The organism is Candidatus Leptofilum sp., from assembly GCF_965223285.1.
Classification (GTDB): domain Bacteria; phylum Chloroflexota; class Anaerolineae; order Promineifilales; family Promineifilaceae; genus Leptofilum.
On the sequence record NZ_OZ244997.1, the window covers coordinates 4,172,016 to 4,197,613 of the forward strand.

Annotated in this window: 23 protein-coding genes; 16 read left to right on the plus strand and 7 right to left on the minus strand. The window is 53.9% G+C overall.

The window, feature by feature from the left end:
* Nucleotides 1-59 precede the first annotated feature (59 nt).
* Entirely contained in the window at nucleotides 60-1,853 is a 1,794-nt protein-coding gene (gene mutL, locus ACOQPU_RS18775) for a DNA mismatch repair endonuclease MutL (protein WP_420641364.1), read from the plus strand.
* An 18-nt stretch (nucleotides 1,854-1,871) separates the two neighbouring features.
* On the plus strand, nucleotides 1,872-3,134 hold the full coding sequence (locus ACOQPU_RS18780; RefSeq protein WP_420641365.1) for an MgtC/SapB family protein: 1,263 nt from the start codon (nucleotides 1,872-1,874) through the stop codon (nucleotides 3,132-3,134).
* Here the strand turns inward: ACOQPU_RS18780 and ACOQPU_RS18785 are convergent.
* Both ACOQPU_RS18785 and ACOQPU_RS18790 read right to left on the minus strand, forming a co-directional pair.
* Complete coding sequence (locus tag ACOQPU_RS18785; protein WP_420641366.1) at nucleotides 3,127-4,077, minus strand: YgfZ/GcvT domain-containing protein; 951 nt, start codon at nucleotides 4,075-4,077, stop codon at nucleotides 3,127-3,129. The genes ACOQPU_RS18780 and ACOQPU_RS18785 overlap by 8 nt on opposite strands.
* Nucleotides 4,058-4,639 (minus strand): DinB family protein, encoded by a 582-nt coding sequence (locus ACOQPU_RS18790; RefSeq protein WP_420641367.1) that lies wholly within the window; start codon nucleotides 4,637-4,639, stop codon nucleotides 4,058-4,060. Before ACOQPU_RS18790 ends, ACOQPU_RS18785 begins: the two co-directional genes overlap by 20 nt.
* 392 nt (nucleotides 4,640-5,031) lie before the next feature.
* Between ACOQPU_RS18790 and ACOQPU_RS18795 the strand changes: the two genes are divergently transcribed.
* The 8 genes from ACOQPU_RS18795 (at nucleotide 5,032) to ACOQPU_RS18830 (ending at nucleotide 11,878) form a co-directional block, all read left to right on the plus strand.
* Nucleotides 5,032-5,388: a putative signal transducing protein gene (locus ACOQPU_RS18795; RefSeq protein WP_420641368.1), complete on the plus strand. Its 357-nt coding sequence runs from the start codon at nucleotides 5,032-5,034 to the stop codon at nucleotides 5,386-5,388.
* A gap of 54 nt (nucleotides 5,389-5,442) precedes the next feature.
* Nucleotides 5,443-5,952, plus strand: a complete 510-nt coding sequence (locus tag ACOQPU_RS18800) for a cytochrome c maturation protein CcmE (RefSeq protein WP_420641369.1) — start codon at nucleotides 5,443-5,445, stop codon at nucleotides 5,950-5,952.
* Nucleotides 5,953-5,976: 24 nt separating this feature from the next.
* The gene (locus tag ACOQPU_RS18805) at nucleotides 5,977-7,971 is read left to right on the plus strand and encodes a heme lyase CcmF/NrfE family subunit (RefSeq protein WP_420641370.1); all 1,995 of its coding nucleotides are present in this window, start codon (nucleotides 5,977-5,979) and stop codon (nucleotides 7,969-7,971) included.
* Nucleotides 7,972-7,990: 19 nt separating this feature from the next.
* Nucleotides 7,991-8,503: a cytochrome c-type biogenesis protein gene (locus tag ACOQPU_RS18810; protein WP_420641371.1), complete on the plus strand. Its 513-nt coding sequence runs from the start codon at nucleotides 7,991-7,993 to the stop codon at nucleotides 8,501-8,503.
* 6 nt (nucleotides 8,504-8,509) lie between these two features.
* A complete protein-coding gene (locus ACOQPU_RS18815) occupies nucleotides 8,510-9,094 on the plus strand; it encodes a TlpA family protein disulfide reductase (RefSeq protein ID WP_420641372.1) in 585 nt (194 codons plus the stop codon).
* A gap of 3 nt (nucleotides 9,095-9,097) precedes the next feature.
* Nucleotides 9,098-9,619 (plus strand): zinc ribbon domain-containing protein, encoded by a 522-nt coding sequence (locus ACOQPU_RS18820; RefSeq protein WP_420641373.1) that lies wholly within the window; start codon nucleotides 9,098-9,100, stop codon nucleotides 9,617-9,619.
* Between the two features lie 21 nt (nucleotides 9,620-9,640).
* Nucleotides 9,641-11,461, plus strand: a complete 1,821-nt coding sequence (locus ACOQPU_RS18825) for a c-type cytochrome (RefSeq protein WP_420641374.1) — start codon at nucleotides 9,641-9,643, stop codon at nucleotides 11,459-11,461.
* 84 nt (nucleotides 11,462-11,545) lie between these two features.
* A complete protein-coding gene (locus tag ACOQPU_RS18830; RefSeq protein WP_420641375.1) occupies nucleotides 11,546-11,878 on the plus strand; it encodes an EthD family reductase in 333 nt (110 codons plus the stop codon).
* Nucleotides 11,879-11,911: 33 nt separating this feature from the next.
* On the opposite strand, the gene ACOQPU_RS18835 is transcribed toward ACOQPU_RS18830, so the two are convergent.
* The 3 genes from ACOQPU_RS18835 to ACOQPU_RS18845 form a co-directional block, all read right to left on the minus strand.
* Nucleotides 11,912-13,369 (minus strand): Kelch repeat-containing protein, encoded by a 1,458-nt coding sequence (locus ACOQPU_RS18835; protein WP_420641376.1) that lies wholly within the window; start codon nucleotides 13,367-13,369, stop codon nucleotides 11,912-11,914.
* 23 nt (nucleotides 13,370-13,392) lie between these two features.
* Complete coding sequence (locus tag ACOQPU_RS18840) at nucleotides 13,393-14,457, minus strand: hypothetical protein (protein ID WP_420641377.1); 1,065 nt, start codon at nucleotides 14,455-14,457, stop codon at nucleotides 13,393-13,395.
* Between the two features lie 144 nt (nucleotides 14,458-14,601).
* A complete protein-coding gene (locus tag ACOQPU_RS18845) occupies nucleotides 14,602-15,705 on the minus strand; it encodes a glycosyltransferase (protein ID WP_420641378.1) in 1,104 nt (367 codons plus the stop codon).
* A gap of 187 nt (nucleotides 15,706-15,892) precedes the next feature.
* Between ACOQPU_RS18845 and ACOQPU_RS18850 the strand changes: the two genes are divergently transcribed.
* From ACOQPU_RS18850 to ACOQPU_RS18870, 5 genes are all read left to right on the plus strand, one after another.
* On the plus strand, nucleotides 15,893-17,836 hold the full coding sequence (locus ACOQPU_RS18850; RefSeq protein WP_420641379.1) for an ArnT family glycosyltransferase: 1,944 nt from the start codon (nucleotides 15,893-15,895) through the stop codon (nucleotides 17,834-17,836).
* A gap of 160 nt (nucleotides 17,837-17,996) precedes the next feature.
* The gene (locus tag ACOQPU_RS18855; RefSeq protein ID WP_420641380.1) at nucleotides 17,997-18,887 is read left to right on the plus strand and encodes a LysM peptidoglycan-binding domain-containing protein; all 891 of its coding nucleotides are present in this window, start codon (nucleotides 17,997-17,999) and stop codon (nucleotides 18,885-18,887) included.
* A gap of 58 nt (nucleotides 18,888-18,945) precedes the next feature.
* Nucleotides 18,946-20,256: a hypothetical protein gene (locus tag ACOQPU_RS18860; protein ID WP_420641381.1), complete on the plus strand. Its 1,311-nt coding sequence runs from the start codon at nucleotides 18,946-18,948 to the stop codon at nucleotides 20,254-20,256.
* A 104-nt stretch (nucleotides 20,257-20,360) separates the two neighbouring features.
* Nucleotides 20,361-20,846 (plus strand): DoxX family membrane protein, encoded by a 486-nt coding sequence (locus ACOQPU_RS18865; protein ID WP_420645854.1) that lies wholly within the window; start codon nucleotides 20,361-20,363, stop codon nucleotides 20,844-20,846.
* A gap of 6 nt (nucleotides 20,847-20,852) precedes the next feature.
* A complete protein-coding gene (locus ACOQPU_RS18870; protein ID WP_420641382.1) occupies nucleotides 20,853-23,921 on the plus strand; it encodes a 6-pyruvoyl-tetrahydropterin synthase-related protein in 3,069 nt (1,022 codons plus the stop codon).
* A 24-nt stretch (nucleotides 23,922-23,945) separates the two neighbouring features.
* Here the strand turns inward: ACOQPU_RS18870 and bcp are convergent, their stop codons facing one another.
* Nucleotides 23,946-24,401, minus strand: coding sequence for a thioredoxin-dependent thiol peroxidase (gene bcp, locus ACOQPU_RS18875; RefSeq protein WP_420641383.1), 456 nt, complete (start codon nucleotides 24,399-24,401; stop codon nucleotides 23,946-23,948).
* 293 nt (nucleotides 24,402-24,694) lie between these two features.
* On the opposite strand from bcp, the gene ACOQPU_RS18880 reads away from it, so the two are divergent.
* Nucleotides 24,695-25,006 (plus strand): hypothetical protein, encoded by a 312-nt coding sequence (locus ACOQPU_RS18880; protein ID WP_420641384.1) that lies wholly within the window; start codon nucleotides 24,695-24,697, stop codon nucleotides 25,004-25,006.
* A 40-nt stretch (nucleotides 25,007-25,046) separates the two neighbouring features.
* Here ACOQPU_RS18880 and ACOQPU_RS18885 read toward each other — a convergent pair whose 3' ends face one another.
* Nucleotides 25,047-25,595 carry a tetratricopeptide repeat protein gene (locus tag ACOQPU_RS18885; RefSeq protein WP_420641385.1) on the minus strand — a complete coding sequence of 183 codons (549 nt, stop codon included), beginning with the start codon at nucleotides 25,593-25,595 and terminating at the stop codon, nucleotides 25,047-25,049.
* Nucleotides 25,596-25,598: the final 3 nt, after the last annotated feature.

A 25,598-nucleotide genomic window follows, 5' to 3' on the forward strand; every position in this document is an offset into this window, starting at 1 on the left:
CAACCGTTCGCATCTGAGGATGCTCACTCCTCACAGTGCCGCTGTGGTACAATTGGGGCATGAAGATTCAGCAGTTGTCAGACCAGCTTGCCTCTCAGATTGCCGCCGGCGAAGTGGTGGAACGGCCGTCTTCCGTGGTGAAGGAACTGGTCGAAAACGCCATTGATGCCGGAGCTACCAATATCAATGTTGACGTGCGCCAGGGCGGGCGAGAGAGCATTCAAGTCGCCGACAATGGGCAAGGGATTGCGGCTGAAGAAATCGAAACAGCTTTTTTGCGCCATGCCACCTCCAAATTAACCACAATTGAAGATTTGAACGCCATTCGCACCCTTGGCTTTCGGGGGGAGGCGTTAGCTGCCATTTCCGCCGTGAGCCAGGTGACGATTGTTTCTCGCTCTGAAGGCACTGATGCTGGAACGCGGCTGGTGCTAGAGGGGGGCGAGGTGGTGAATCGGGAGGCGGTTGGCGCGCCGCAAGGGACGGTCATTGCGGTAGAAAATCTTTTTTACAATGTGCCAGCCCGTCTGAAATTTTTGAAAACGGCCGCTACTGAAAAGCGACTCATTGACGAGTTTGTCACTCGGTACGCGCTGGCGTATCCACAGATTCGGTTTCGATTGACGCACAACGGCCGTATCACCTTTCAAAGCAGCGGCAGCGGCCAGGTGCGGGACGTGCTGGTGGCGATTTATGGGCCAGAGATTGCCAGGCAACTTTTAGAGATTGGCGATTGGAGAATGGAGATTGAGGGCGAACAGTCCAGTCATTCCCCAATCGAAGTGACTGGCTTTGTTGGCCCGCCGGGCGTACATTTTGCCAATCGGGGGCAGATTACGCTGTTTGTAAACGGCCGTTGGGTAAAAGATACGCAGCTTACCTATGCTGTCATTCAAGCGTACCATACTCTGCTGCCGTCGGGGCGGTATCCGCTGGGGCTTATTTTTATGCAGTTACCGCCAGAAGATGTAGACGTGAACGTGCATCCCACCAAGACAGAAGTGCGCTTCCGGCAGGGCAAAGCCCCGTTTAGCACCGTGCAGCGAGCTGTACGCCAAACGCTGGTGGCAGATGCCCCCACGCGGCAAATGTCTGCCTGGGCGTTGGGCAGCAACAATGGCGGCGAGTCGCCCGGTTGGATGGGTGCGCTAAACCCGGAAGCATTTATTGGAGCCAGTGGTGAGCAAGCAGATTTGGCTCTGAGCTGGTTAGACGAGTCTGCGGCACCATCCGAAGCCGATGGCGCTTTGCCATTGCCCCAAATGGAAGGTGACAGTGGTTCGCACCTGCCGATTATGCGCGTGGTGGGGCAGGTGGGAGCTTCGTATATCATTACTGAGGGGCCTGAAGGCATGTTCCTGATTGACCAGCAGGCGGCGCACCAGCGGGCATTGTTTGAGCAGCTCCAAGCCGAGTGGGCGGCGGACAATGTGACGGTGCAGACGCTCTCGACGGGAACGGCCGTTACGCTCTCTGAACCGCAAGCCCAATTGCTGGCACAGTTCCAGGAGAGTGTGGCCCGGATTGGGGTGCAGTTTGAAGCATTTGGCCCCAATACCTTCATGGTGCGGGCGGTGCCCAAGATTGCCGCCAGTGCCGATCCAGCTCGCTTGCTCATTGCCGTGGTTACTGAGTTAGAGCAGAGTAAGGGCGTTGTGGAAGAGGCGGGGTTGGTAACGGCCGTTTGCCAAACGATCTCCTTGCGTCCCGGCCAATCGCTGACGCTAGCACAAATGGAGCAGCTTATCCACAACCTGGAAAAATGCACCGATCCCTTCACTGATCCGCAGGGGAAGCCAACCTTTATTTATCTTTCGGTGGCACAATTGGCAAGAGAATTCGGCCGTATTTAGGTTAGAGGAGATGCGAAAATGGTTCATACACTCTTCTATCGTTTCGGGGTTGCCCTTTTTATTGGCGTTCTGGTAGGTCTGCAGCGCGAAGCCGATGCAGACGATGAGGCTGATCGCTCACGCAAGATATTTGCTGGGATACGAACCTTTGCCCTGCTGAGTTTGGCTGGTTGTACGGCCGCATTTGTGGCAAATGAGTTGGGGCAGCCGTGGGCATTTATTGGCATCTTCCTGTTGCTGGGGATGCTCATTACGGCCGCTTACGTCATCACCGGAATGCGCGGCAGCGTGGGCATGACCACAGAAGTAGCGGCTGTCATTGTGGTGTTGGCCGGTGCGCTTTGCTTTTGGGATCAGTTGGAAATCGCAGTGGCATTGGGGGTTGTAACCACGGCACTGCTCTCGTTTAAGTTAGAGCTTCATGGCTTTGCAGCGCGCCTCACCCGTGAGGATATTGTGGCCACGCTGAAATTTGCCATCATTACGGCGATTATCCTGCCCGTTTTGCCCAATCAATCTTTTGGCCCACCACCCCTGGACGTGCTGAATCCGTACAAAATTTGGCTAATGGTGGTGCTTATCTCTGGCATCAGCTTTTTGGGCTACGTGCTCATCAAGCTGGTAGGGTCGCGCCAGGGTATCGGGCTAACCGGTTTGTTGGGGGGATTGGTATCGAGTACGGCCGTTACCCTCAGTTTCTCTCAGCGCAGCCAAAAAGAGGCCCAGCTGGCCAAGCCCTTTGCTCTCGCCATTCTCATCGCGTGGACGATTATGTTTGGGCGGGTGTTGGTAGAGGTAGCGGTCACCAATTTGCCGCTGCTGAATGTGGTCTGGTTACCGATTACGGTGGCGGGCTTGGCGGGAATGGCCTACGGCATGTATCTCTACTTTGCACCCCGCACCGCAGATGCGGGTGGGGTCGCTGTATCTAATCCCTTTGAGCTAGGGCCAGCCATTACATTTGGTTTGTTGTACGGAGTTATTTTGCTCGTGGCACGAGCGGCACAGCTTTATTTTGGTGATACGGGAGTTTATCTTTCCAGCATTTTGTCTGGCCTGGCGGATGTAGATGCCATTACCCTGTCGATGGCGGAACTGAGCAGCAGCGGCAATCTGGAGCTTTCTACCGCGGCGCGGGCGATTGTGCTAGCGACAATGTCCAACACGGTCGTGAAAGGGGGTATCGTTCTCGGCAGTGGCTCACAAGCATTGCGGCGGGCATTATGGCCAGGCTTCTTGCTTATTTTGATAACGGGTACGGTGCTGGCGTTTATTATCTAACCTGCACGGCCGTTTCGCCCACAAACAGCTCGCTTCCAGACTCTAAGACAGCCGTTTTTACATAGCCCAATCCAATAGTGCCGTGAGGGCCAACGGCCGTTGACGTAATAGTCCCCGCATTTTTGCCGTTTGCCTGTATCTCGCTGCCAGCTTGCAATGACCTGTTGGCGGTGAGCTGCACCAGCTTCTTGGCTAACTTGCCCCGGCTTTCCATGCGAGCGATGATTTCCTGCCCAATATAACATCCCTTATTGAACGACACATCTGCCCACAAATTGGCTTCTAGCGGAATGTAGTCGCCACTTAATTCACGGCCAAAGCGGGGTAGCCCAGCCTCAATCCGCAAATACTCAAAAGCATCCGCATCGGTGACTGTTAGCCCTGTGTCCAACAGCCGCTGCCACAAGACGTCGCGGTCTTTTTCCTCGCCAATGATGAGGTAGCCGTCGCCATGAATAGGATCAGTTCGGTGCAGGTAAGCGGTTGCCTCGCCAATGGTGGCCTGCCGCCAATAATGCAGCGGCAGTTCCTCATCCGTGAAGCCTGCCTCGATTGCTTTTTGCCGCGCCTGAGGCCCATACAAACCAAAAACCAAAGTGCCGCTGCTAATGTCCTGAATGTGGAAATCATCCTGAAAGAAGACAAAGCGCATCAGGTAGCGAGCGATGTTGTCACTGTTGTTTTCGCTGGTGAGCGCGTAAATGGTGCTGTTAGTGGGATAAAGCAGCAGTCGATCGATGATACGGCCGATGTCGGTGGTGAGAATGGTGGCTGTGCCTTCCCCTTTGGCCATTGTCAGCACTTTTTGGGTAGACATGCGGTTCAGCAGGTCGAAGCGAGTTTCCCCACTGAAAATAAGTACGCCCAGGTCGCTGCGGTCGGTGAGTACGGCCGTTTCCCGCGCTGCCTGGTAAACATTCAAATCAATTTGCGAAGCTGTCATCCGGTTCATCCTCATGTATGAAATCTGTTGATTCATTTTTAGGTGTAAGCGAGATTGTCATGCTGGCCGGTGGTGCCTGCCATTTTTGGGCTAACGCTTCCACCTGCGGCAAGTAACGCAGCTCGTGCTCGTAGGTAAGTTGGGCAATCAGGTCTGCCAGCGTGCGGTTTTTCAGCCAGGAAAAATGACCCTTTTTGCTAAGCTGCTTCTCGGAAAATTCCTCTAGCCACTCCTCAACCTGTATCCGCACCTGGGGCAAATCGTCAAAAATGCGATCTAGATCGCGCCCCTTGTTTTCTTCGTAGCGAAGACGGCCGTATTCTTCATCATGTTTCAGTGCTGCCAGTAGCCGACCCGGTTTTTTGCCCTGCGAAATGCGCAATAATCCGGTCACTAGTTCAGATTCCCAAGCGGTTTGCTGCACTAGCAAATCGGCAACCGACCAGTTTCCCACGGTGTTGGGTTCTAATAATGCTTCGTCCGGCAGTTCATCCAGAGCAACGAGCAGTCGCTCCCGCGACCTATCTAGCTTGTCGAGTAATTGTTCAATTGTAGAGGCCATACCGTTTGCCTGTAAAGAATTGTCTAAGTAATGAAGCTACATTTTATCATGGGGTAACTGCTTCGCGAAGCAAATCTCATGTAACAAATAATTTGCCTGGTATTGTGTGAATGGCGAACGGCCGTGTTTGCACTTGCCCGTGACATCTATCACCTTATATCCATGATACTCCGCCGTCTCGTATTGTGGGCTTATCCGGTAAACTAAAGCAGGTTAATTAGATTCTATAAATTTCTAATCCCAAAAGTAGCAGGTTAAGCCGCATCGCTTTTACCTGTGAAGCCTTAATAAGAAGATAAAGGTCTATCCAATTGAGCGTGAATTCAGTATAATGAAACGAGAGTAAACCGTTATACAACACGCAAAAACCGCAACATTGGACAACACATTTAATGAGTGACAGCAATTCATCGGCATTGCCTTTGCCCTCCCATGAAAACGAAAACAGCAGCTCTCCTGGTAGGTATCAGGAGGTAAAATGGGAAGTTGTGGCCAGAATGCCTGGCATTACTCCCGCAACCATCGTTGCCGGAAGATTAAAAACTGAGGGAATTCCGGTGCGTGTATGGCAAGAAGGCGCGGGCCAAGCCTTGGGCTTAACTGTAGGCTTGCTAGGAACTGGCTATGTTGCCGTTCCCGAAGAATTTGCCGACCGTGCGTTGGAAATTCTTGAAGATGAGCAAGACCCAGATGCATTTGCCGAGGCGTTTGATGATTTTGACGATTCGGCGTTCGATGAAGAACTGTAAAACTTTTTTGCGGAAGGGCAACGTTTGAGTTGCAAAACAAAGGAGCATCGAGTTATGGCAGATACAACCTGGACAAACACAGGCGAAGAAGAACTTTTTCCCGCCAAAAGCAATCGGCTCAAGTTTGTGGTTGGCGGGGTGTTGCTGGTCGCAGCCATTGTTTTTTTGGTCGTTAACGCGATGAGTGGCAATACTCAGCTTTACAAAACGGTCGGTGAATTTTACGCCGAGCAGGATCGGCTCATTGGGCGCGATTTGCGCGTAGCTGGTTTTGTCATTGGTGATTCAATTGCGTTTACCCAGATTGATGCCACCACCAGTCGCCTGGAGTTTGAGATTGTGGATGACCTCAACGATCCCAGCCAGCGGCTGCATATTGTGGCTTTCAACGAGCCAATGCCAGACCTTTTGCAGCATGAAGCACAGGCTTTGGTTGAGGGCAGTGCCAACGAAAATGGGGAATTTATTACAAACCCCGGTGGCTTATTGCTTAAATGCCCCACGCGGTACGAAGAGTTAGACCCGTCTGAGCATCCCGACAATATAGAACGCCCCGTCAACTAGCCTATTTCCTAAAGGAAGAGAAATATGATTCCTGATCTTGGTTTTATTGCGTTGATTTTTGCGTTGGCAGCGGCCGTTTTTGCGGCAGGGGCGGCTTATTACGGCCGTCACACCAACAAACCCCGCTGGACAGAAAGTGCCCGCAACGCCACCATCGCCACGCTGCCCCTCATTACCATCGCTTGCGGGCTCCTGATTTTCTCGCTGCTCATCGACGACTTCTCTGTTGAGTATGTTTGGCGCGTAAGCAGTATTGAAATGCCCACCTACCTGAAGGTGACAGCTTTGTGGGGGGGGCAGGCAGGTTCCTTGCTCTTCTGGAACTTTTTGCTGGCGGCCTTTACAGCCTCCGCCATGGCACGTAACTGGAGCAAGCAGCAAGAGCTGATGCCCTATGCCATTATGGTAGCCAGCTTCACCCAAATCTTCTTTATTGCTATCTCTGTATTTGTAGAAAATCCATTTACGCGCATTGCGGTGATACCGCCAGATGGTAACGGTCTCAACCCGCTGCTGCGGCATCCCGGCATGATCATTCACCCGCCAATGCTATATCTGGGCTTTGTCGGCTTCACCATCCCGTATGCCTTTGCCATGTCGGCACTCATTTCTGGCAAGCTGGATGATGTTTGGATCAAGATTACGCGCCGCTGGACACTGGTGGCCTGGCTGTTTTTGAGCCTGGGGCTGATTTTAGGCGGCCGTTGGGCATACGACGTGCTGGGTTGGGGCGGCTACTGGGCTTGGGACCCAGTGGAAAACGCTTCCTTCATGCCTTGGCTGGCAGGAACCGCTTTTCTGCATTCAGTCATGATTCAAGAAAAGCGGAGCATGTTCAAGATATGGAATATGTTCCTCATTGTATTAACGTACTGCCTGGTCATTTTTGGTACCTTTATTGTGCGTAGTGGCGTCATTTCTTCCGTGCATTCCTTTGCCCAATCGGCGATTGGACCCTTGTTCTTTGGTTTTATTGCCATCATGTTTGTGTTTTCGGCTTACTGGATGCTAAACCGACGGGAAGCGCTGCGCTCAAATAATCGGCTGAACTCACTTATCTCCCGCGAAGCAGCTTTTCTCTACAATAATTTTCTCATCTTGGCAATTTTGGTGATTGTGTTTTTGTTCACCAATTACCCCATTATTTCTGAATTGTTCACTGGTGAAAAAGGATTCGTGGGGCCACCTGTGTACGAACAGGCGTTGGGGCCGCTCTTTTTGCTGCTGGTGTTGCTGATGGGTGTTGCACCCTTGACGATGTGGTATCGTTCTAGTGCCCAACGCATTGGCATGTCGCTGCGCTGGCCTGCACTGGCCGCTTTGCTGGTTGTGGTGGTTTTGTTCGCCTTAAACATTCGTGGCTGGGGTGCGCTTCTGGGCTTCTGGGTTGTCACCTTCTCAATGTTTTTAACGCTGCTGGAGTTTTGGAAGGGTACGCGTGCTCGCATGAAGCGTGGCGAAAATCCATTTGCTGCCTTTTCTAATTTGATGGCGCGGAACCGGCGGCGGTATGGTGGCTACTGGATTCATCTGGGCGTGATTGTGATGGCATTTGGCATCATCGGCGTAGAGATTTTTCAGGAACAGACGCAAATTCGGCTTTCGGTGGGTGAATCGGCCACGCTTGGCCGTTACGAGATGACGTTCTTGGGCGCGACGCGGTATCCGGGACCAGATGATTTGCTGATTACTGAGGCGACGGTGGATGTGTATGAGAACGGCCGTTTCGTGGGCCAACTCAATCCACGTACGGAACTGTACACCCGCACCAACCAGCCAATGACCATTCCTAATGCTCGCTCAACCATCGCTGAGGATTTTTACGTGCTGATGATCAACTGGGAGCCAACATCGGCTGACCAGGCAACTTTCCGCATCTATTTGAATCCGTTGATTAACTGGGTATGGGCGGGTGGCTTCATTTTTGTGTTCGGTACGCTCATTGCAGCCTGGCCAGACCCATCCGCCCAGCGTGCTTTGGCCAGACGGCCGCGTGTGGCTGTCTCGCCAACGGATTAGTGAGAATACGAGGTTACGTGTGTTTAACGCCTTACGATTAACAAAAATCGGAACGGCCGTCCTGTTGCTGTTGGGGGCATTACTGGTTGTGGCCCCCGTGCTGGCCCAAGATACGGTTGTGACCGATGATGAAGTAAACGAAGTTGCCAAAGATTTATTCTGCCCCGTGTGTGAAAGCACACCGCTAGATGTATGCCCCACCCAGGCGTGTGCCGATTGGCGCGAGCTTATTCGGGAGCAGCTAGCTGCGGGGCAATCGCCACAAGAGGTGCAGGCTTATTTTGCCCGGCAATATGGGGATGGCGTTTTGGCAAACCCGCCCAAACAAGGATTTAATCTGATTTTGTGGCTGTCGCCAGTGGTGGCTGTCATTTTAGGTGGAGTCTTTTTTAGCCGCTACATGCGTACATTGCGTGCCTCTGCCGCTGGCGTAGAGGCAGATGTAGAAGCGGAAACGGTGGATGCAGACGCGCCATCCATTCCCCAGGATGATTACAAAGCAAGATTAGAAGCAGAGTTACGAAATAGGTAATTGATTATGAGTGATATAGCTGCAAAATCGGAAGAGAAGCCCCAAAAATCTTCCCGCAGCCTTACGAGCATTATTGTTTGGGTGCTGGTAATTGGTCTGCTGGCAATGTTGGGCTGGGGCTTGGTGCAAAGCAGTGCTCCCCGGCCAGAAGCTGGCGAACAGGCACCCGCGTTTGAGGTAGAATTTTTTGAAGGGTATGAGTGGAACGGCCGTTCCTCGGCTTCCCTTGATGACATGGACGGCCAAATTGTGGTGATGAACTTCTGGGCGTCCTGGTGTGTGGAATGCCGCGCGGAAACGGATGAGCTGGAAGCCGCCTGGCTGAAATATGCCGACCAGGGCGTTGTCTTTGTCGGTGTGGCCTACTCTGATGTGGAGCCAAACTCCATCGCCTACATGGAAGAATTTGCTGTTACCTTTCCCCACGCCCCCGATTTAGGCACCCGCATCTCTAATGATTATGAGATTACGGGCGTGCCGGAAACATTTATTATCGATCAAAATGGCGAAATTGCTTACGTGCAGATTGGCCCTATCAGCAGCAGCACGCTCGATTCCGTCATTGGCCAGCTTTTGGCCCAGGGAGGGTAACCGTTGGCGACTGGTTCAATTTTATTAGGGATTGCACTCCTGGTGTTAACGGGCTTGTTTATTGCCCGCCCCTTTTTACGTCCTCAGGAAGAGGAGAGAGAGCTGACAGCGTATCAGCAATTGCTGGCAGAGAAGGAAGTGTTGCTGGATCAAATTCGTGCGCTCGATTTTGACCACGAGACTAGCAAAATACCTACAGAAGTGCATGAAATTCAGCGTACTCGGTTGATAGAACAGGCAACGGCCGTTCTCAAGGATATAGATGAAGCTGATGGCGACTCAGTTCCGGTTGAAAGCGTAGATGATATTGTGGATGTTGATATTGAAATTGAGGCTGCCATTGCCCGGACTCGGCGGCAGCGCAGCCAAAAGGGTGCCGTTCCCGCCGCCATGCCTGCATCTGCTGCCACAAACGGACATGCCCGCTTTTGCCCACAATGTGGCACGGCAACCGACCCTGGCGATCGGTTCTGCGCCAACTGCGGCCACGGTTTGGCTCTAGAAAGTTCAACAAAAACTGCGTGAGTGATAATGAAGATAAATAAATTGACTGATTCAGCAACTATGCATTTGCTGCTGATTTTAGCTGCCATTGCGCTGGCTGTACTTGGTTTTATCTTGCTGCCGACGGCGACTACCGTGGCGCAAGATGTGCCGCCACCCACTGCGCCGCCAGATGCAGCGGCTGGCTTGGCAATTTACAGCGAGCGATGTGAAGTTTGTCATGGTGAGATGGGGAATGGTTTGGGAGTCCAGGCTGTTCAAGCAGGGTTGGAACCGGCTGCATTTTCTGAGCCAACTTACCGGGTAACGGCCGTTCCTGCCGTTATGTTCGATATTATAAACAATGGAAATATCAATGCTGGAATGCCACCCTTTGGCAGTGCCAGCAGCGCGCCGCTGGATGATGCCGACATCTGGAATCTGGTCGCCGTGGCTTACAGCTTTAGCACCCGGCCAGATGATATTGCCGCTGGCGAGGCGTTAGCTACCGAGCTGGAAGCAGATACATCCACCTGGCCTGGCGTGGCGTACTGGTTTAGCCGCAGCAATGAAGCAATTTTGGCGGAGCTTGAAAGCGAAGATATTTTGGGGATCGATCTCAGTGAGCTAACTGATGAAGAAAAGTTGTCGCTGATTGATTACGGCCGTTCCCTCAACTACACCTACACCGATCCGCTGGCTGCTTTTGCCCCGGTGCCGTTGGGCATCATCAACGGGCAGGTGATCAACGGCACCACTAACGAAGCATACAGTGAGGGTGAGGTGCGTTTGCGTGCCTTCACCACGCAGCTAGAAGAGATGTATACCGAAACAGTGCCTATCAATGAAGATGGCAGCTTTGAATTCCAATTGGAAAATGTGCCTACAGATTGGGTCTTTTTGGCTGATGTAGCGTATGGCGATCTCACCTTCAACAGCAATGCAGTGCAAATCTCTAACGCGCAGCCAGAAGCCCAAATACCCCTCTTCATTTTTGAAACGACTACTGATCCCGCAGCAATTAGCATCGACCGTCTGCACATGATCTTCACTTTTGGCGAAGAGCGGCTGATTGTGTCTGAACTGTATGTATTTAGCAATCGGGAAGCGGCCGTTTTTGTAGGCAAAAGTGGTGATTATACTCAGGGAACTGTGGAGATTGGCTTGCCAACGGGTGCTGAAAATATCAGCTTTCAACGTGGTTTTGGCACTTCGCTAGACAGCTTCATCCCCGCAACCGATTTCATTCGCACAGAAACGGGCTGGGCTGACGTGAACCCGCTGCAACCAGGTGCTGGCAGCTTGAACCTGCTGGTGAATTACGATTTGCCTTATGAAGATGGCATGATGCTGGCCCATCCGCTTGCCTACCAACTCAGCGGGGGTGCCTCCGTCATTATGGCGGATGCCGGGGTGCAAATTTCGGATGAAAATTGGGCGTCGCAGGGTGCGCAGGCAACAGCGAGCGGTTCGTTTGTAAGCTATATCAACACCAACTTGGCCAATGCAGATGCAATTAGCATGACGCTAGACGGCCGTCCTACCCAAATTTTCGATGCGCAGGGAAACGCTTTGCCAGTACGCAACGAAACGAATGAACTGATTGTGGGTGGTGTGGCCCTGGCTGCCATGTTGGCGGTAGGCTTCTTCCTGGTGCAGCGTTGGCGGACTGCGCCTGCGGGCCAAACCAGTGTTGGCCCTGTACCTGTGCCTGTTGCTGCTCCGCCACGCCAGGCTAGCCAACATGCCGCATCTGAAAAGGGCAAGTTACTGGAAGCCATTGCCGATTTGGATGATGCCTACGAGGCCGGCGAACTGGGGGAAGCTACGTATCGAGCCCAGCGGCAAGACTTGAAATCGCGGTTAACGGCCGTTTGGCAATAAGAATCCATCCGCAAGCCGCGGAGGAAAAGAGAAATTGCCTTGTCGCAAAACTCTCTGTGTACTCTGTGGCGAATAGATCAACCTATGTACAAATTTGTTACCATTTATCGCCGTGTAGACGATGAGCAGCTGTTGGAGCAATTCTTCAATGAGACTCACCTGCCATTGGCGGAGCAGCTCCCCGGATTGGTGCGGCGTGAAGTGGGCCGCATTTCTCACAAGCCAGGCGGCGAATCCCGCTTTCACCTCATGTTTGAGCTGTACTTCAAATCGAAATTGAGTTTTGAGGCGGCGATGGGAACTCCCATCGGCATTCAGCTCATCGAGGCGTTGAAGCCGTGGGCCGAGGCCAAAATCATCACCTGGTATTTTGCGGATGCGTTTACGGAAGACATGGAAAACACCAGCGAACAGTAAATAGTTAGGACTTACGCATTACCGATTGCTGACTTACTGGTCACCGCCCCCGCCCCCACTCTCAACTGGCGCAATGGGAATAAAGGTTTGGTATGCCAAGGGTCGGTAAACAAACAGTTCGGCCGAAGCAGTGCTGCCGCGCCTTCCCCCCGCAGCATAAATGTTTGTCTCAATGTAGGTGATGCCCAAATGATGCCAACTGGGCCGCTCGTTTAGCTGGGGTGTGTTTACCACCGACCATTGATCTGCGTCTGGATTATAAGATTCGCTGTAGGTGATGGGCTCTTCGCCAAATGCCCCACCCCCAAACATATACAGTTTGTTGAACAGCCCTACTGCGCTGGCTCCGGCGCGGGGGAGCAGCGTGTCGGCACAGCTGTGCCAACGGCCGTCTGTTTCGTCAGCCCCATCGCCAGAAGCAGTAGGGTCAAAGTAGGCACAGTTGGTCAACGGCCGTTCGCCATCATAGCCACCTACCACATACAGCTGCCCCTTGATAACACCACCAGCTACAAAGGCGCGGGCGGTAGGCATGGCGGGCAAGATTTGCCAACTGCTGCTAGCCGGGTCGAAGCGGTATGCATCTGCCAAATAATTTTGCCCATCCCAGCCGCCAAACAGGTAGATAAAGCTGCCGTCTGAGAGCGTTAAGCCGCCAGAAACGGCCGTTGGCAGCGGGGTCGTGACGCGCCAGCTATCATTGGCCGGACTGTACACTTCGACGACATTGGTCGGTTGACCATCAGCCAGCCGACCACCGGGGACATAAATTTCGCCAAACAGTTCGGCACCCGTTATGTCGGTAACGGCCGTTGGCTTAAAGGCGCCCGGCTGCCAAACCAGTTCAGATGTATCCAAAATAGAAACATCGCCGGTGACACCTTCTTCCGTTTCGCCGCTGATCAGATACAAATGCAGGCCACTGCCCACCAAGGCCATGTTGCTTCTGGCATTCGGTAAGGGCCGACTTTGCAGCCAATCATTTGTGATGGGGGTTTCGATGAATGGTTCCGCCGTCGGCTGGGGCGTTGGCGTAGCTTCTTCGTCGAATGCCTGACTCGCCAGGATGATGACAACGATCAACAATGCAAGCACCAAGCTGGCAATGCCAACCCATCGGGGAAAGAAAGCTGGACGAGGGGTTACGGAGGTAGGGGCAGGTTGTGGTGGGGAAACGGCCGTTTCTACAATTGATTCTGCTTCTGGTTCTGCATCAGCAGTAGGATCTTCTTCTGGGAGTAGGTCTGTGGTTACTGGATCAGGTTCGCTGGTGATCCCTTCTAGAACCACTATCCCCTGCTGCAAGGCAGCGGTGGTCGCTTCTGTGCGGGAGCCGACGTCCAGCTTGGTGAAAATATTGCGTAAGTGTACTTTAACCGTGTTTTGACTAATGGATAAAGTCGCGGCAATCTCTTTGTTGCCCGCACCGTTCACAACACATTGCAAAACTTCCAGTTCTCGCTTGCTTAGCTCCTCACCTTTTTCAGCCATGAATCAAGTTTGTCATCAACCATTTAGGGAGACGCTGGTGTCTCCGTTGGCAAGACAAAAGGTGACCCTACAAAAGGTTCTGTGTCGCTAATTGGCACGGTGTCGGTAATTGGTTCCGAAGGGGTAGGCGTAGCCAGCAGGCAATTCTCTTCTGCTTCGGTACGCTTCTGGGTAAGCTCGGATGCAGTTTGGTACGAACCGGCCTCAATGTACAGTTGCTCTGCTGGGCACCAATCCTGGGCAAAGGCATACTGGTCACCCAAAGAGACCAGCACCGTAAATAGCTGTTCGCACGACGACTGGTAAAATGGTGCCGCCAAACACAAATCGCGGAAGTAATATGCAGTTGCTTCCCAATTTACCCCATAAAAAGAGATGCCTTGCGTGTAAAGTTCTGCCCATGTTTGGTAATCAATCACGTATTGGGGCAAATCACCCAACTGCTGCGCCTGGGCTAAATAAAACATACCTAGCTCCACCTGCTCGCCCTCAATCAAATCCAGCCCGTAATTTAGATAGACATCATACAGCAGTTGGTCTGTCTCTTCGCGCTCAAAGCTGGGGAACTGCTGCTGGAAGGCGATGAGGGCAGGCAATGCTTCTTCCCAGAATTTGGTAGCTACCAGCCGCCGGATGCGCAGCAGCTCTTCATTGGGGCTGTCGATGGCACCTGGCGTGGCGGTGGGTAGGCGGGTGGGGGCCGGGGTAACGGTTACGGCCGTTACCGGGGTTGGTTCTGGCGTTGCACCGAGACCAGCAAACGCCTGGTCGCGCAAGGTTTGAGCCTCAGCATGACTGCTATCTCGTTCCAGCACCCATTCCAAACGCGTCAATGCCAATTGGAAGTTGCCCTGGGAAATATTTTCTTCAGCCAATGTTACTTGTCGGTCGAGCTGGGCAAACTGTTTGTTTTGCAGTTCGCGCTGGCCGCTTTGCCAGCCTAAAAAGGCAATCAGTAAAAACCAGCCTATCAGCACCGAAAAGATGATGAGCAGCAGACCCGCCACGCGCATGGGCCGCCGCTTTTGCTTGGGTGGGGTGGAAGGTTGGTTTCTCGATTCCGTTGCCTGAGGTACAGCATCACTCATACGCGGTAGTATACCTTATTTACGGCCGTATCGTTTATAAAGTGCGGCCAAAGTTATCTTTTACTTATCGGTTTTATTTGCCACAGAGAGCACAGAGGAAAAAGAGGTAAAGAAAAATCTCAAACGTCTCTGTTCCCTCTGTGGCTAACTTAATATCTCGCGGTAGACGCCTACCGTTTCGTCGGCGATTTGTTCCTGAGTGTAATGGTTTAGTATGCGGGTACGGCCGTTTCTACCCAACTCATCCCGCAATGAAGGCGACTGCATCAATGTACGCAACTGTTGGTGTAAGGCTGCTTCATCCTCCTCCGGGAAAATCAACCCGGCGTCACCAATTACGTTAGGAATTTCGCCACTGTGAGAACCAACCACTGCCACCTCACAAGCCATCGCCTCCACTAGCACCCGACCAAATTGTTCCTTCCAGTTGGGCAACGTGCGCGAGGCCAGCACCAACACATCTAGCTGCTGCAAGTAGCCAGGCATCTGCGCCGAGGTGACGACACCGTCAAACTGTACCCGGCCAGCAATGCCCAGCTGGTGCGCAAGATTTTGTAGAGACGGCCGTTCCGGACCATCCCCGGCAATGTGCAGCCGCCACACGCCGGGTAGTTCAGCCACCGCTCGCAGCACCAAATCGACACCCTTTTCTGGCACCAGACGCCGATTGGCGCAACCAATCACAAAACCACGTCCGGGGTCTCGCTGGCTTGGCGGCTGAAACAATGTCGCATCCACGCCAAACTGAGGAATCACCCGCAACGGCCCAGCATACCCCTTTTGCCGCCACACCTCGGCCGACGCCTGGTTGCCCACCAGCCCATAATCAACTTTGGCCAGTACCTGCTCCTCTAGCAAACTAAACGGAAAGGGGTATTGCCGGACGATATTTTGCCAGGAGAAAAAGAGCGTCTTGGCTCCCTTGCGCTGCGCCTGCCGCATGGCCAACCAGGTGGCCAAGTTGTACGGTTCCTCGTCAATGTGAACCAAATCGGGTTGCAGCTGGGTCAGCCGCTGCTTGAGTTTGGGGAAGTAGTAAGTGTGAAACTGCCCGTTAAAGCGAATGGGATCAACCAGCAGGCGATACCCGTCGGTGTGGGCGCGTTCCAGCTTGACCGGACCTGCCGGATCGAGCCAGACAGGTGGCACAATCACCGTGAGGTCTACATCATCATGCCGAGCAATGGCTTCCAGCTTGGTTTGGTAGGAGCCAACCAAACAGGCTTTTGAGAGCAGCAAAACTTTCATAGAGCCAGCCACAGATTTGGCGGATTTTGGTGATCAAGTCCCGGTGCGTTTGGAGAATCTTGCGAATATTTTCTCATAACGAATAGTTACTCATTTGGTCAAATTCAGTCTGGAATGCTCCCAGTTGGCTGGTTGACGCAAGGGGCTATTTTGCTATACTTGCCTCGCTTTGACAAACAGGCAATCTATGCAAACGACCTATAAAAACCACGGAAGCCCGTCCAAATTTGGATGGGCTTTATTACTATTGGCGTTGGCTACGGCCGTCTTCCTGCGCGTCTATAATTTGAGTAGCTGGCCACCCGGCCTGTACCGGGATGAAGCGTTCAACGGCTTGGATGCCTTGCGCGTGCTGGACGGAGAGTTCGCCCTCTTTTTTACGGCCAACAACGGGCGCGAACCGCTCTACATTACCCTGACGGCACTCAGCATAGCCTTGTTTGGCCGCACCGTCCTGGCGGTGCGGCTGGTTGCCGCAGTGGTAGGTAGCTTGACGACCTGGCTAGTGTACAAGCTGGGTCGCAGCTGGTTTGGCTGGCGGGTGGGGCTGCTGGTCGCCTGGCTGTGGGCAATTACGCTTTGGCCCATCCATTTGAGCCGCGTGGGGCTGCGCACCATTTTGCTGCCTGCCGTGCTGGCACTTACCTTTTGGCTGGGCACTGAGGCGTATCGCCGCCAAAATGCCCGTTGGTGGCTGGTGGCTGGGGCAGCGTACGGGCTTGGCTTTTATACCTATCTGGCCATTCGCTTTACGCCCCTGCTGCTGCTGGCATTGGGGGCGTTCTTGCTGTGGCAGGGGCAGCGGGGTTGGCTGCGGCGAGGGGCGGGCTGGTTTTTGTTGGGAACGGCCGTTACCCTCCTCCCTCTCGCCCTTTTTTACCTGCAAAACCCAGATTGGCTGCTGGGGCGCACCGGGCAGGTTTCCATTTTTAATTCAGCTATTAACGACGGCGACCTGTGGGGGACGCTTTGGCGGCAAATTTGGCAATCGCTAGGGCTTTTTTTCTGGCAAGGGGACACAATTTTGCGCCATAATCCAGCGGGACGGCCGTTGTTTGATTGGCTCATGATAATTCCCTTCTTGCTGGGGCTGGGCTGGTGCTTCAAAAATTGGCGTAAACCAGCGGCAACGGCCGTGCTGCTGTGGAGCAGCATCATGCTGGGGGTGACGATTTTGGCTGAGGATGCGCCCCACTTTTTGCGGGCTGTGGGCATTTTGCCGGGGGCAATCTTCTTGCCTGCGCTGGGTCTGGCCTGGCTGTGGCGTTGGCCCCGCTTGCCGCAGGCAATGCGTGGTGGGTTGGTGGCACTGCTAATGGGGGGTAGCTTGCTACTTACTATGAGAGATTATGTCAATTATAACCAGCAGCCAGATACGGCTTTGCTGTTTGAGGCGGCAGCGGTTGAGTTAGCAGAAAGATTGAATGCGGAGGATGAGGGAACGGCCGTTTACCTGGATCGCTGGTTTTGGGATGAACTTAGCCAAAAAGGGTGGCCCAGCATCCCTTTCCTGGCAGATTTGGAGGGCGTGACGCTGTATCGGCCAGAAAATGGCCTGCCGCCAACTGCGCCCGGTCAGGCGGTCAGCCTCTACACCTGGCCGTTTGGCGATTTAGAATTTGTGCCGGATTTGCTCTCGGATGCAGAAATGGTGGTGGTGCAGAACGGCCGTCTGGCCCGTGGTGATTTGGAGCCGGAACCATATCCACTTTATGTACGTTATACAACTGGCGAGCGTCCCACCAATACGCAAGCTGTTCAGTTTGGCAACGCATTCCAGCTACAAAACTGGACAGTGACGCTTCTAGACGAGCAAACGGTGCAGGTTGATCTGATCTGGCAAAAGACGGGTAATGAGCTGCCCAACCAAATCACCTTTTTACATTTGTTAAGCTCAGAGGGGCTTGTTACCCAGGCAGATGCGCCGCCCGGTGGAGCTTACTGGTTCCCCCACTGGTGGCGGAAGGGCCAATGGGTGCAGGAGCGGCGGCTCTTAATACTTACAGAACCGTACAACCCGGCGTTGCACACCATTCAGGTAGGCTTGTATGATCCGGTGACGCTCGATCGGCTGCTTGTCGTTGGTGCAGATGGCGATCTGCAGAAAGATAGTTGGCAGTTGGCACCTTAGAAAGCACGGGTTTCGGATTCTAGCAACAGATAAAGGCAGACTGACTATATTTTTTAAATGGGGCCGCAGATTCTTTCTGTTATCAGGTTCGCGGCAAGAATCCGTGGCTACCAGCAAGAAATTGTAGCGTGAACGTTTTGTTATCGTGTGGAGCGCGTGGGTGAAATTGTACAGGAAGCGGGTAAAACAGATGTGGCTATGGTTTTTACTGTTCAGCGGTTTGATGTTGGGGCAGATTGGTTTGCCCCCGACCTATGCACAAGATTTACCGACCGCCACGCCAGACGCCGAAGGCATAATCTATGCGGAGGTGCTGCCAAATGATTCACTGTGGGCCATTGCTGCCCGCTCTGGTATCTCTCTGGCAGAACTGCTCGACCTGAACAATTTAACAGAAGATGCGCTCATCCAGCCAGGGGAGTTGCTCATAGTGGGCATTGTTGCCGCCACACCCACGCCTGAGGCTACGCCAACGGCCGTTGCCACGCGAGAACCCCCTACGCCTGCGGCCACAGTGCCCCCGCCCCCACCTACCGTCATTTGCCTGGTAGCTTTTACCGATGAAAACGGCAACGGCGAACGTGAACCCACTGAACCGCTGCAAGCGGGCGTGGCTTTTACCGTCTTTACAGCTGAATCTGTCGTTGCCAATTACGTGACGGATGGCGTGTCGGAGCCATTTTGCCTGACGGATTTGGCGGCTGGCAATTACCAGGTAACGCGCTCGGTGGGCCGTGACGAAACATTGACCAACAGCGGCAATCGGACGGTCATTCTGGCAACGGGCGATCAGGTGATGCTGGGGTTTGGTGGTTTTACGGGGCAGATAGTGACTGCAATGCCTGTCTCCACCCCCACTGAAGCAAGCAACCCACCAACCCAACCGGCCGTCGTTATTGGCGATGCGCCGGGGAGCGCAACGCCAGAATCGCCCAGTTCAGAGTCACCCAACGAAAACGGTGCGGGACGGCCGTTTCTCATTGGCGCAGGTATTCTAATCGGCATATTATTGTTGGGTACGGCCGTTTTCCTAAGCCGTAAACAAAACTAAATTTGAAGAGAAAATCGTCATGTTTATGAAAAAGCGTGACCGAAGTAGGAAAGAGACCATGAAAAATAGTTGGAAGTTACTTGTAATGCTGCTGCTGTTGCTTGGCCTGAGTAGCCAGGTGCAGTCCGCGGCTGCCCAAACAAACCTGCTGCAAAATGCCGGCTTTGAGCTACCCTACAACGCAGATGGCTCCGCTAACGGCTGGGGACGCTGGTTCCGCAACAGCAGTGCCGATCAGTTTGCCGATTGCGCCAACGGCTACCACAAAGAGCCGCATTGGAGTGCTGAAACCGTCAGTGCTTCGTTGATTCATTCGGGGTCAGCTTCTCAACACGTGGGCAACCAGTGGGACACCTGGGCGGCTGGCGTTTTGCAAACAGTAAGCGTCACCCCCGGCAGCACCTACCGCTTTACCGTTTGGGCCAGAGGACGTGCCTCTAACGAAAGTTTCCCGGCACCGTCAGAAGCTGGCTTGCGCATGGACGTACAGGTAGGTATTGATCCGAATGGCAGCGGCCTATGGAACGATGCCGATGTGAAGTGGAGCGGCTTCATTCAGCCGCATGATACCTGGCAGCAAGCCTCAGTAGAAATTACGGCCACAGGCGACAAAGTAACGGTTTTCACCGCCGCAGATTATGGTTTGCAAGGCGTAAACCAATGTCGGGCGCATTTGGATGTTTGGTTTGATTCGGCTGAGCTGATTGAAGTCGGCCCGCCACCCACCAATACGCCTGTTCCTCAGCCGACTTCACCGCCACCCCCGCCAGCGACCAGCACGCCAATTCCAACAGCAACGTTAGAGCCAACGGCAACGGCCGTTCCCACCGAAGCCCCTACCAACACGCCAGAACCACCGGCCGGGGCTACCATTTGCGTCAACGCTTTTGCCGATGACAATGGCAACGGCCAATTTGACAGCAGCGAGGGGTACATGGGCAGCGTGGCCTTCCGCGTCGCCAACAACACCCAGGTGGTGGGGCAGGCCATCTCTACGGGTACCGATGAGGCGGTTTGTTTTGAAGGCTTAGAGGCAGGTGCGTACCAAATTGAGCAGGTAGTGCTGGGGCCTTTGGAAATGACAACGGCCGGCACAACCAGCGTCACTGTGGAATCTGGGCAAACGGCCGGGGTGCAGTTTGGCAGTCGTTTGCGCCAGGATGGGGCAACGCAACCTACCAGCGACGCCGAGGCCGTAGCCGATGCAGCCACGGCCGTTTCCACCACAGCAGCAGAATCGGGCGATGAAACGGCCGTTGACGCTCCAGAAGAAGGTGGATTGGCCGCCTGGAGCGGGCTTGCCTTGCTGATTGTGGCCGTTGTTTTGCTGGGAGGCATTCTTTTTGCCGTTTTGCGTCGTACGGCATAGAGAGCATACCTGAGACAGTGATAAATAGATGTGCATATTTTCACAAATGGACTGTAAGATGAACCTATATTTGTGTTGCTCGCTATTTATGACTGAGGAAAATGATGAATCAACGTCACCTGACCGAACAGTTTCAAACTCGATTTGACCGCATCGATCGGCAAATAACTACCTGGATGGCCCGGTATGGCATGGTGATTATGCGTATTGGTTTGGGCATTATCTTCTTCTGGTTTGGTGCGCTCAAGCTGGTGCCGGGGCTAAGCCCGGCAGAAGAGTTGGTACGCAACACCACCTATTTTGTGAACCCGGATTGGTTCATTCCTGTGTTGGCCGTGTGGGAAATGGCGATTGGTCTGGGACTCATCGTAGGTAAATTCATGCGGCTGACGCTGCTGCTGCTCTTTTTGCAGATGCCCGGTACGGCTCTGCCCCTGGTGGTGCTGCCGGAGGCGGTCTGGACGCAGTTCCCTTACGGTCTGACGCTGGAGGGCCAATATATCATCAAGAATTTGGTGCTGATTGGTGCCGGATTGGTGCTTGGCGGCACGGTGCGCGGTGGCCGGTTGGTGCCAGAGCCGGAGAAATAACGCTTTGTGAATGATGCCTCCCGTACGCGATGGGTTTGGCTAGCCGTGTTGCTGGTTGCTCTATTGGCGGCTTGGCCAGAGCTTTCTCAGCCGGGTCTGCTAAACACGCGTGGCGGGGGAGACAGCCCTTTTTTGTTACAGCGGTTGCACCAGTTGGAAACGGCCGTTCTCGATGGCCATTTCCCGGTGCGCTGGATGCCGGACGCCAATTATGGCTACGGCTACCCTTTCTACAACTTTTACGCCCCTCTTTCTGTTTATTTAACATTTCTGTTTCGACTGCTCGGCTTTAGCTTTGTGCGCGCAATTCATCTGTCCCACCTGCTCGGCTACTTTGTTGCTGGTTTAAGCACGTTTGCCCTGGCAAAGCGTTGGTTTCGCAGCAACTGGGCGGGCTTGCTAGCAGCAGCAGCGTACACCATTGCCCCTTTCCATTTGGTAAATGTATACGTGCGGGGGGATTCGCTGGCAGAATTTTGGGCGATGGCCTTTTACCCGCTCGTCATCTTGGCCGCAGATGGGCTGTTTGGCGGTGGGCGGCGGCAGGTGGCTTTGTTTGCACTGGCCTACGCAGCCCTCATCCTCAGCCACAACATCTCTGCGATGATCTTCTCCCCCTTTTTGCTGCTTTACCTGCTGCTTAAAACTTTTTTGCCACAGAGAACACAGAGGGGACAGAGTACAGAACAATCTCCAGTCTCCAATCTCCAGTCTCTAATCTCCAGTCTCTTCTTAGCTCTTGCCCTTGCTGCCTGGTTTTTTATCCCCGCGCTGGCAGAGCAGTCGCTGGCGCAGCTGGGTACGGTGACAAGCGGTTATTTTCATTACAGCAACCATTTCCTGGGCACGGCCGATTTTCCCTTGAGCCAGACTTCCTTTTTTGTTGATTACGGGGTAGTAAACCGGGAGGCATTTCGGATGGGGCTGGTGCAAACGGCCGTAACCATCCTCGGTATGCTGGCTCTGTTGTGGCTGTGGCAAAAGCAGCGTAAACGGAGGGCCATGCCCGCTATTTTCATCTTGCTAACCGTGGCGGTGAGCAGTTTCATGCTTACACCGCTCTCCACGCTGCTGTGGAAGCATCTGCCTTTGCTTTCGTTTACCCAATTTCCGTGGCGATTTTTGTCTGTGCAAGCGTTTGGCGGGGCGATGGCGGTGGGCGCGATGGCGGTTGTGCTACCGTGGCCCCGCTGGTGGACGCTGCCGCTGACCGTTTTGCTGCTGGTGAGCAGTTTGGGGCGGCTTGATCCTGACCATTTGCCGCTGACGGATGCAGACGTCACGGCCGAATCGCTGGCGCAGTATGAATGGTTTACGGGCAACATTGGCACCACCATCAGCTTTGAATATTTGCCGCCGACGGTGCAGCCACGGCCGTACACCAGCAGTTGGCTCAACACGGGCAACCGCTGGCAACTTACGCCGCTGACGGGAGAAATCGTTTCGGCAGAATTGGCTGAGCAGCAAACGAGCTACCAACAGTGGCGAGTGGAAACGGCAGATCCGGCTAAACTCATCTTCCCCACCCTGCATTGGCCAGGCTGGGAAGCGCAGGTGAATGGTAAGGCAGTGGCGATACGGCCGTCTGCGGGCAGTGGCCTCATCGAGCTGGATGTTCCGGCTGGGGTACATGAAATTGAACTGACATTGGGGCGAACGGCCGTGCGGCTGTGGGCTGAATTGGCCTCGCTGCTGGCGGTTTTGGGTACGATTTGGCTGCTTAAGCCGCAAAGAAGCTGGCTAAATCGGCAAACGAGCCTTGCGGTGGGTGGCTTACTGCTGTTGGCCGTTGGCTTGCGGCTGTGGCCGGGACCTGCGCCGCTAAATGGGCTGCGCACCTGGGACTTTGTGCAAATGGGCTACCTGCATTCGTCTGACGAAATCACGTTCCGATCTGGGGCGGTGCTGCGGGGGTATGAACTGTCGGAAACGGCCGTTACTGCCGGACAATCCGTCCAGGTCGAACTGTTTTGGGAAGTTCCACCCACCACGGCAATGACCATTTCACTAGTTTCTCCCGCGGCCAATTGGCCAGAGATAGATGCACCTTTGCTGGCGGCACAGACGCTGCCTGCGGGGCAGCAAGTTTCCACGGCTACCTTATTGCTCCCTAAAAACGCTCCGGCGGGCTTGTTTGTGCCGCGCCTCAAGGTGGCAGACGATGCCCCGCTGACGCTCACTGGCAGCAGCCGGGATCAGCTGTACCTGACACCAATCCGCATCTTGCCCGCTGCCAATGCGTTCCCTTTACCTGACCAGTTGGCGGTACGTGGGATTGATGTGCAACCCGCAGGGGACGACCAGTTGGCGGTGCAGCTTGCCTGGTTTACGCCCCAAACCATCAGCCAAAATTACAACGTGGCTCTCCGCCTAGCGGATGCGCAAGGTAAATTTGTGCGGGTGTGGGATGGGCAGCCGGGCTACGGCTTTTTGCCCAGCAGCGGTTGGCGTGCTGGGGAGTGGGTGCATGATTGGCTAACCATCCCGCTGCCGCCGCCGGATGAAGTGCATGAACGGCCGTTTATCTTAGTTGCTCAACTCTATGAGGTAGCGGAACCTAATCAGGTGGTACTCACGCGCAGACTGGGCGAAGTGCTGGAATCTGGCGCGGAGGTTGTCTTTGAGCCAGCGGAATCGGTGTTTGAATTGCCGGATGAGATGGTGGGGGTAACGGCCGTTTTTGGTGATGAGATTCAGCTGCATGGATACCGATTTAGCCAAAACGATGATGTGCTCGATTTGACGCTGGTTTGGCAGGCCTTGGCGAACGGCCAGACAGAGTACACGCGGTTTGTCCATCTTATTCCAGCAGATGTGGGCGGTGCGCCTCTGGTACAAAACGACAGCCCGCCGCGCTACGGCAGCTACCCCACCAGCCAATGGACGGCTGGCGAGGTAGTTGAAGAGCGTCTGTCGCTCTCTTTGGCCGGGGTGCTGCCGGGGAAATATCAGTTGGCGGTGGGTTTTTACAGCCAGCCCGTGTCTGGCCAGTTTAATCTGCTACCGGCGGCTGATGCTGCGGGGGAATTGGTGCCAGACGGCCGTTTTGTGTTGCCGATAACAGTAATCAGGTAATTGGGTAATTCAGCAATTACCTGATTACTGTCCCAAAAATTTCACCGCTTTGGCAATACTGTTCTTAGGGCTAATTTTCACCTGCATATCGGCGAAACGGCCGTCCTCATCAATGACAAAATGGCTGCGGATAATGCCCATGTAGGCACGGCCGTACATCTTCTTTTCTCCCCACACGCCATACGCTTCAGCCACTTCATGCTCTGGATCAGAGAGTAAATTGTAAGGAAATCCCTGCTTGGCTCGCCATTTGGCCAGCTTTTCAGGGCTGTCTGGGCTGATACCCAGCACCGTTGCACCAGCCGCTTCGATAATAGGCCAGTTGTCGCGGAAGCCACAAGCCTGTGTGGTGCAGCCAGGTGTGTCAGCTTTGGGGTAGAAAAAGAGCACCACTTTTTTACCGCGCATGTCAGACAGCTTGATAGGGGTGCCTTCGTCAGAAGTAAGTTCAAAATCGGGGGCCATTTCGCCAAGGTTCATGAGTTTCTCCTGTTTTAGTTGCTGGTTGCTGGTGGCTAGTTTGGACGACTGCTACCAGTAGGTTTTGGTTGGACTTAATGAATTTTACCGGGGTTGAGGGGTGGTTCCCAAGTTGGTTAAAGATTTGCTTAGATTTGGCGGGAACCTTTTCTGTTGGGTGAACGTTTTGTGGGTACAGCGTTGGGCGGTCGTTAGACGGCCGTTTTCCAAACAGCAAGCAACGAATCCAAGATAACGAGTACGCTGTGGATAGATTTGACAGCTCAACTCATAACCACAATGGGAGATTCAAGATGCCAACACTTTATATGATTTTCTGGTCTATCATTATTGTGGCTGCTTTTTCGGTGTGGCGGCTGCGCAACTGGAACCAACGGCTGGTGGTAACAGTGGTAACGTTGCTGGTGCTGCTCTTGAGCCAATCTCTCTTTGTGTCATTAACGACCAGTGCTGGTCTGAACCCCAGCGACGCTTTGTTGGCTCCCGAACGTTTTTTGCAAAGCGGGCCATTTGGCTGGTTGGCACTGCTGGTGATGCCCTGTGGTTGGTTGGGGCCGTTTGTGGGGTTTAACTTGATTCAGCGGCTTTCGCCGAGTGAACAGTAATCGGTGAGCGGTAATCAGTGAACCTTTTACGGAGAACCGATTACTGACCGCCACTAAGCAGACGGTTGGCGAAGCGGAGCAGCCATTTGAACAGCCTCTGGGGGATAGACAAGCGGGGGCGGGCTTGCAGACTCTCTTCCATCCGCATAATCGCGGCCAGCCATTGGCCACGGCGGAGTTCCATCAGGCTCAGGGCGCGCAGCACCTGGGCCTGTTTTTCTTTCTCGTTGCTTTGGGCAAATTGGGCGGCGGCGTTGCTGTAATGGCGGGCGGCGTCTGTATATTTTTTCTGGCTGGCGTATAAATCGCCGAGGTTGCCTAATGTTTGGGCCTGGCGGCTGGCATCACCTATTTGGTTGAATAGGGCAGCGGCTTGGGTGAGGGTGGCAACGGCCGTTTCTGACTCCCCCTGCACCCGCTGAATGACCCCGATATTGTTGAGCATCTCAGCCTGATTCCCCATATCCTCCTGGACTGCGAACTGTTCGGCCGCTTGCTCAAACACAGCCAACGCCTCGCGCCGCTTGCCTTGCTGAAACAGCCGCATCCCTTCATCTTTCAAATCTTGGGGGGAGAGTGAACTATTCATTTT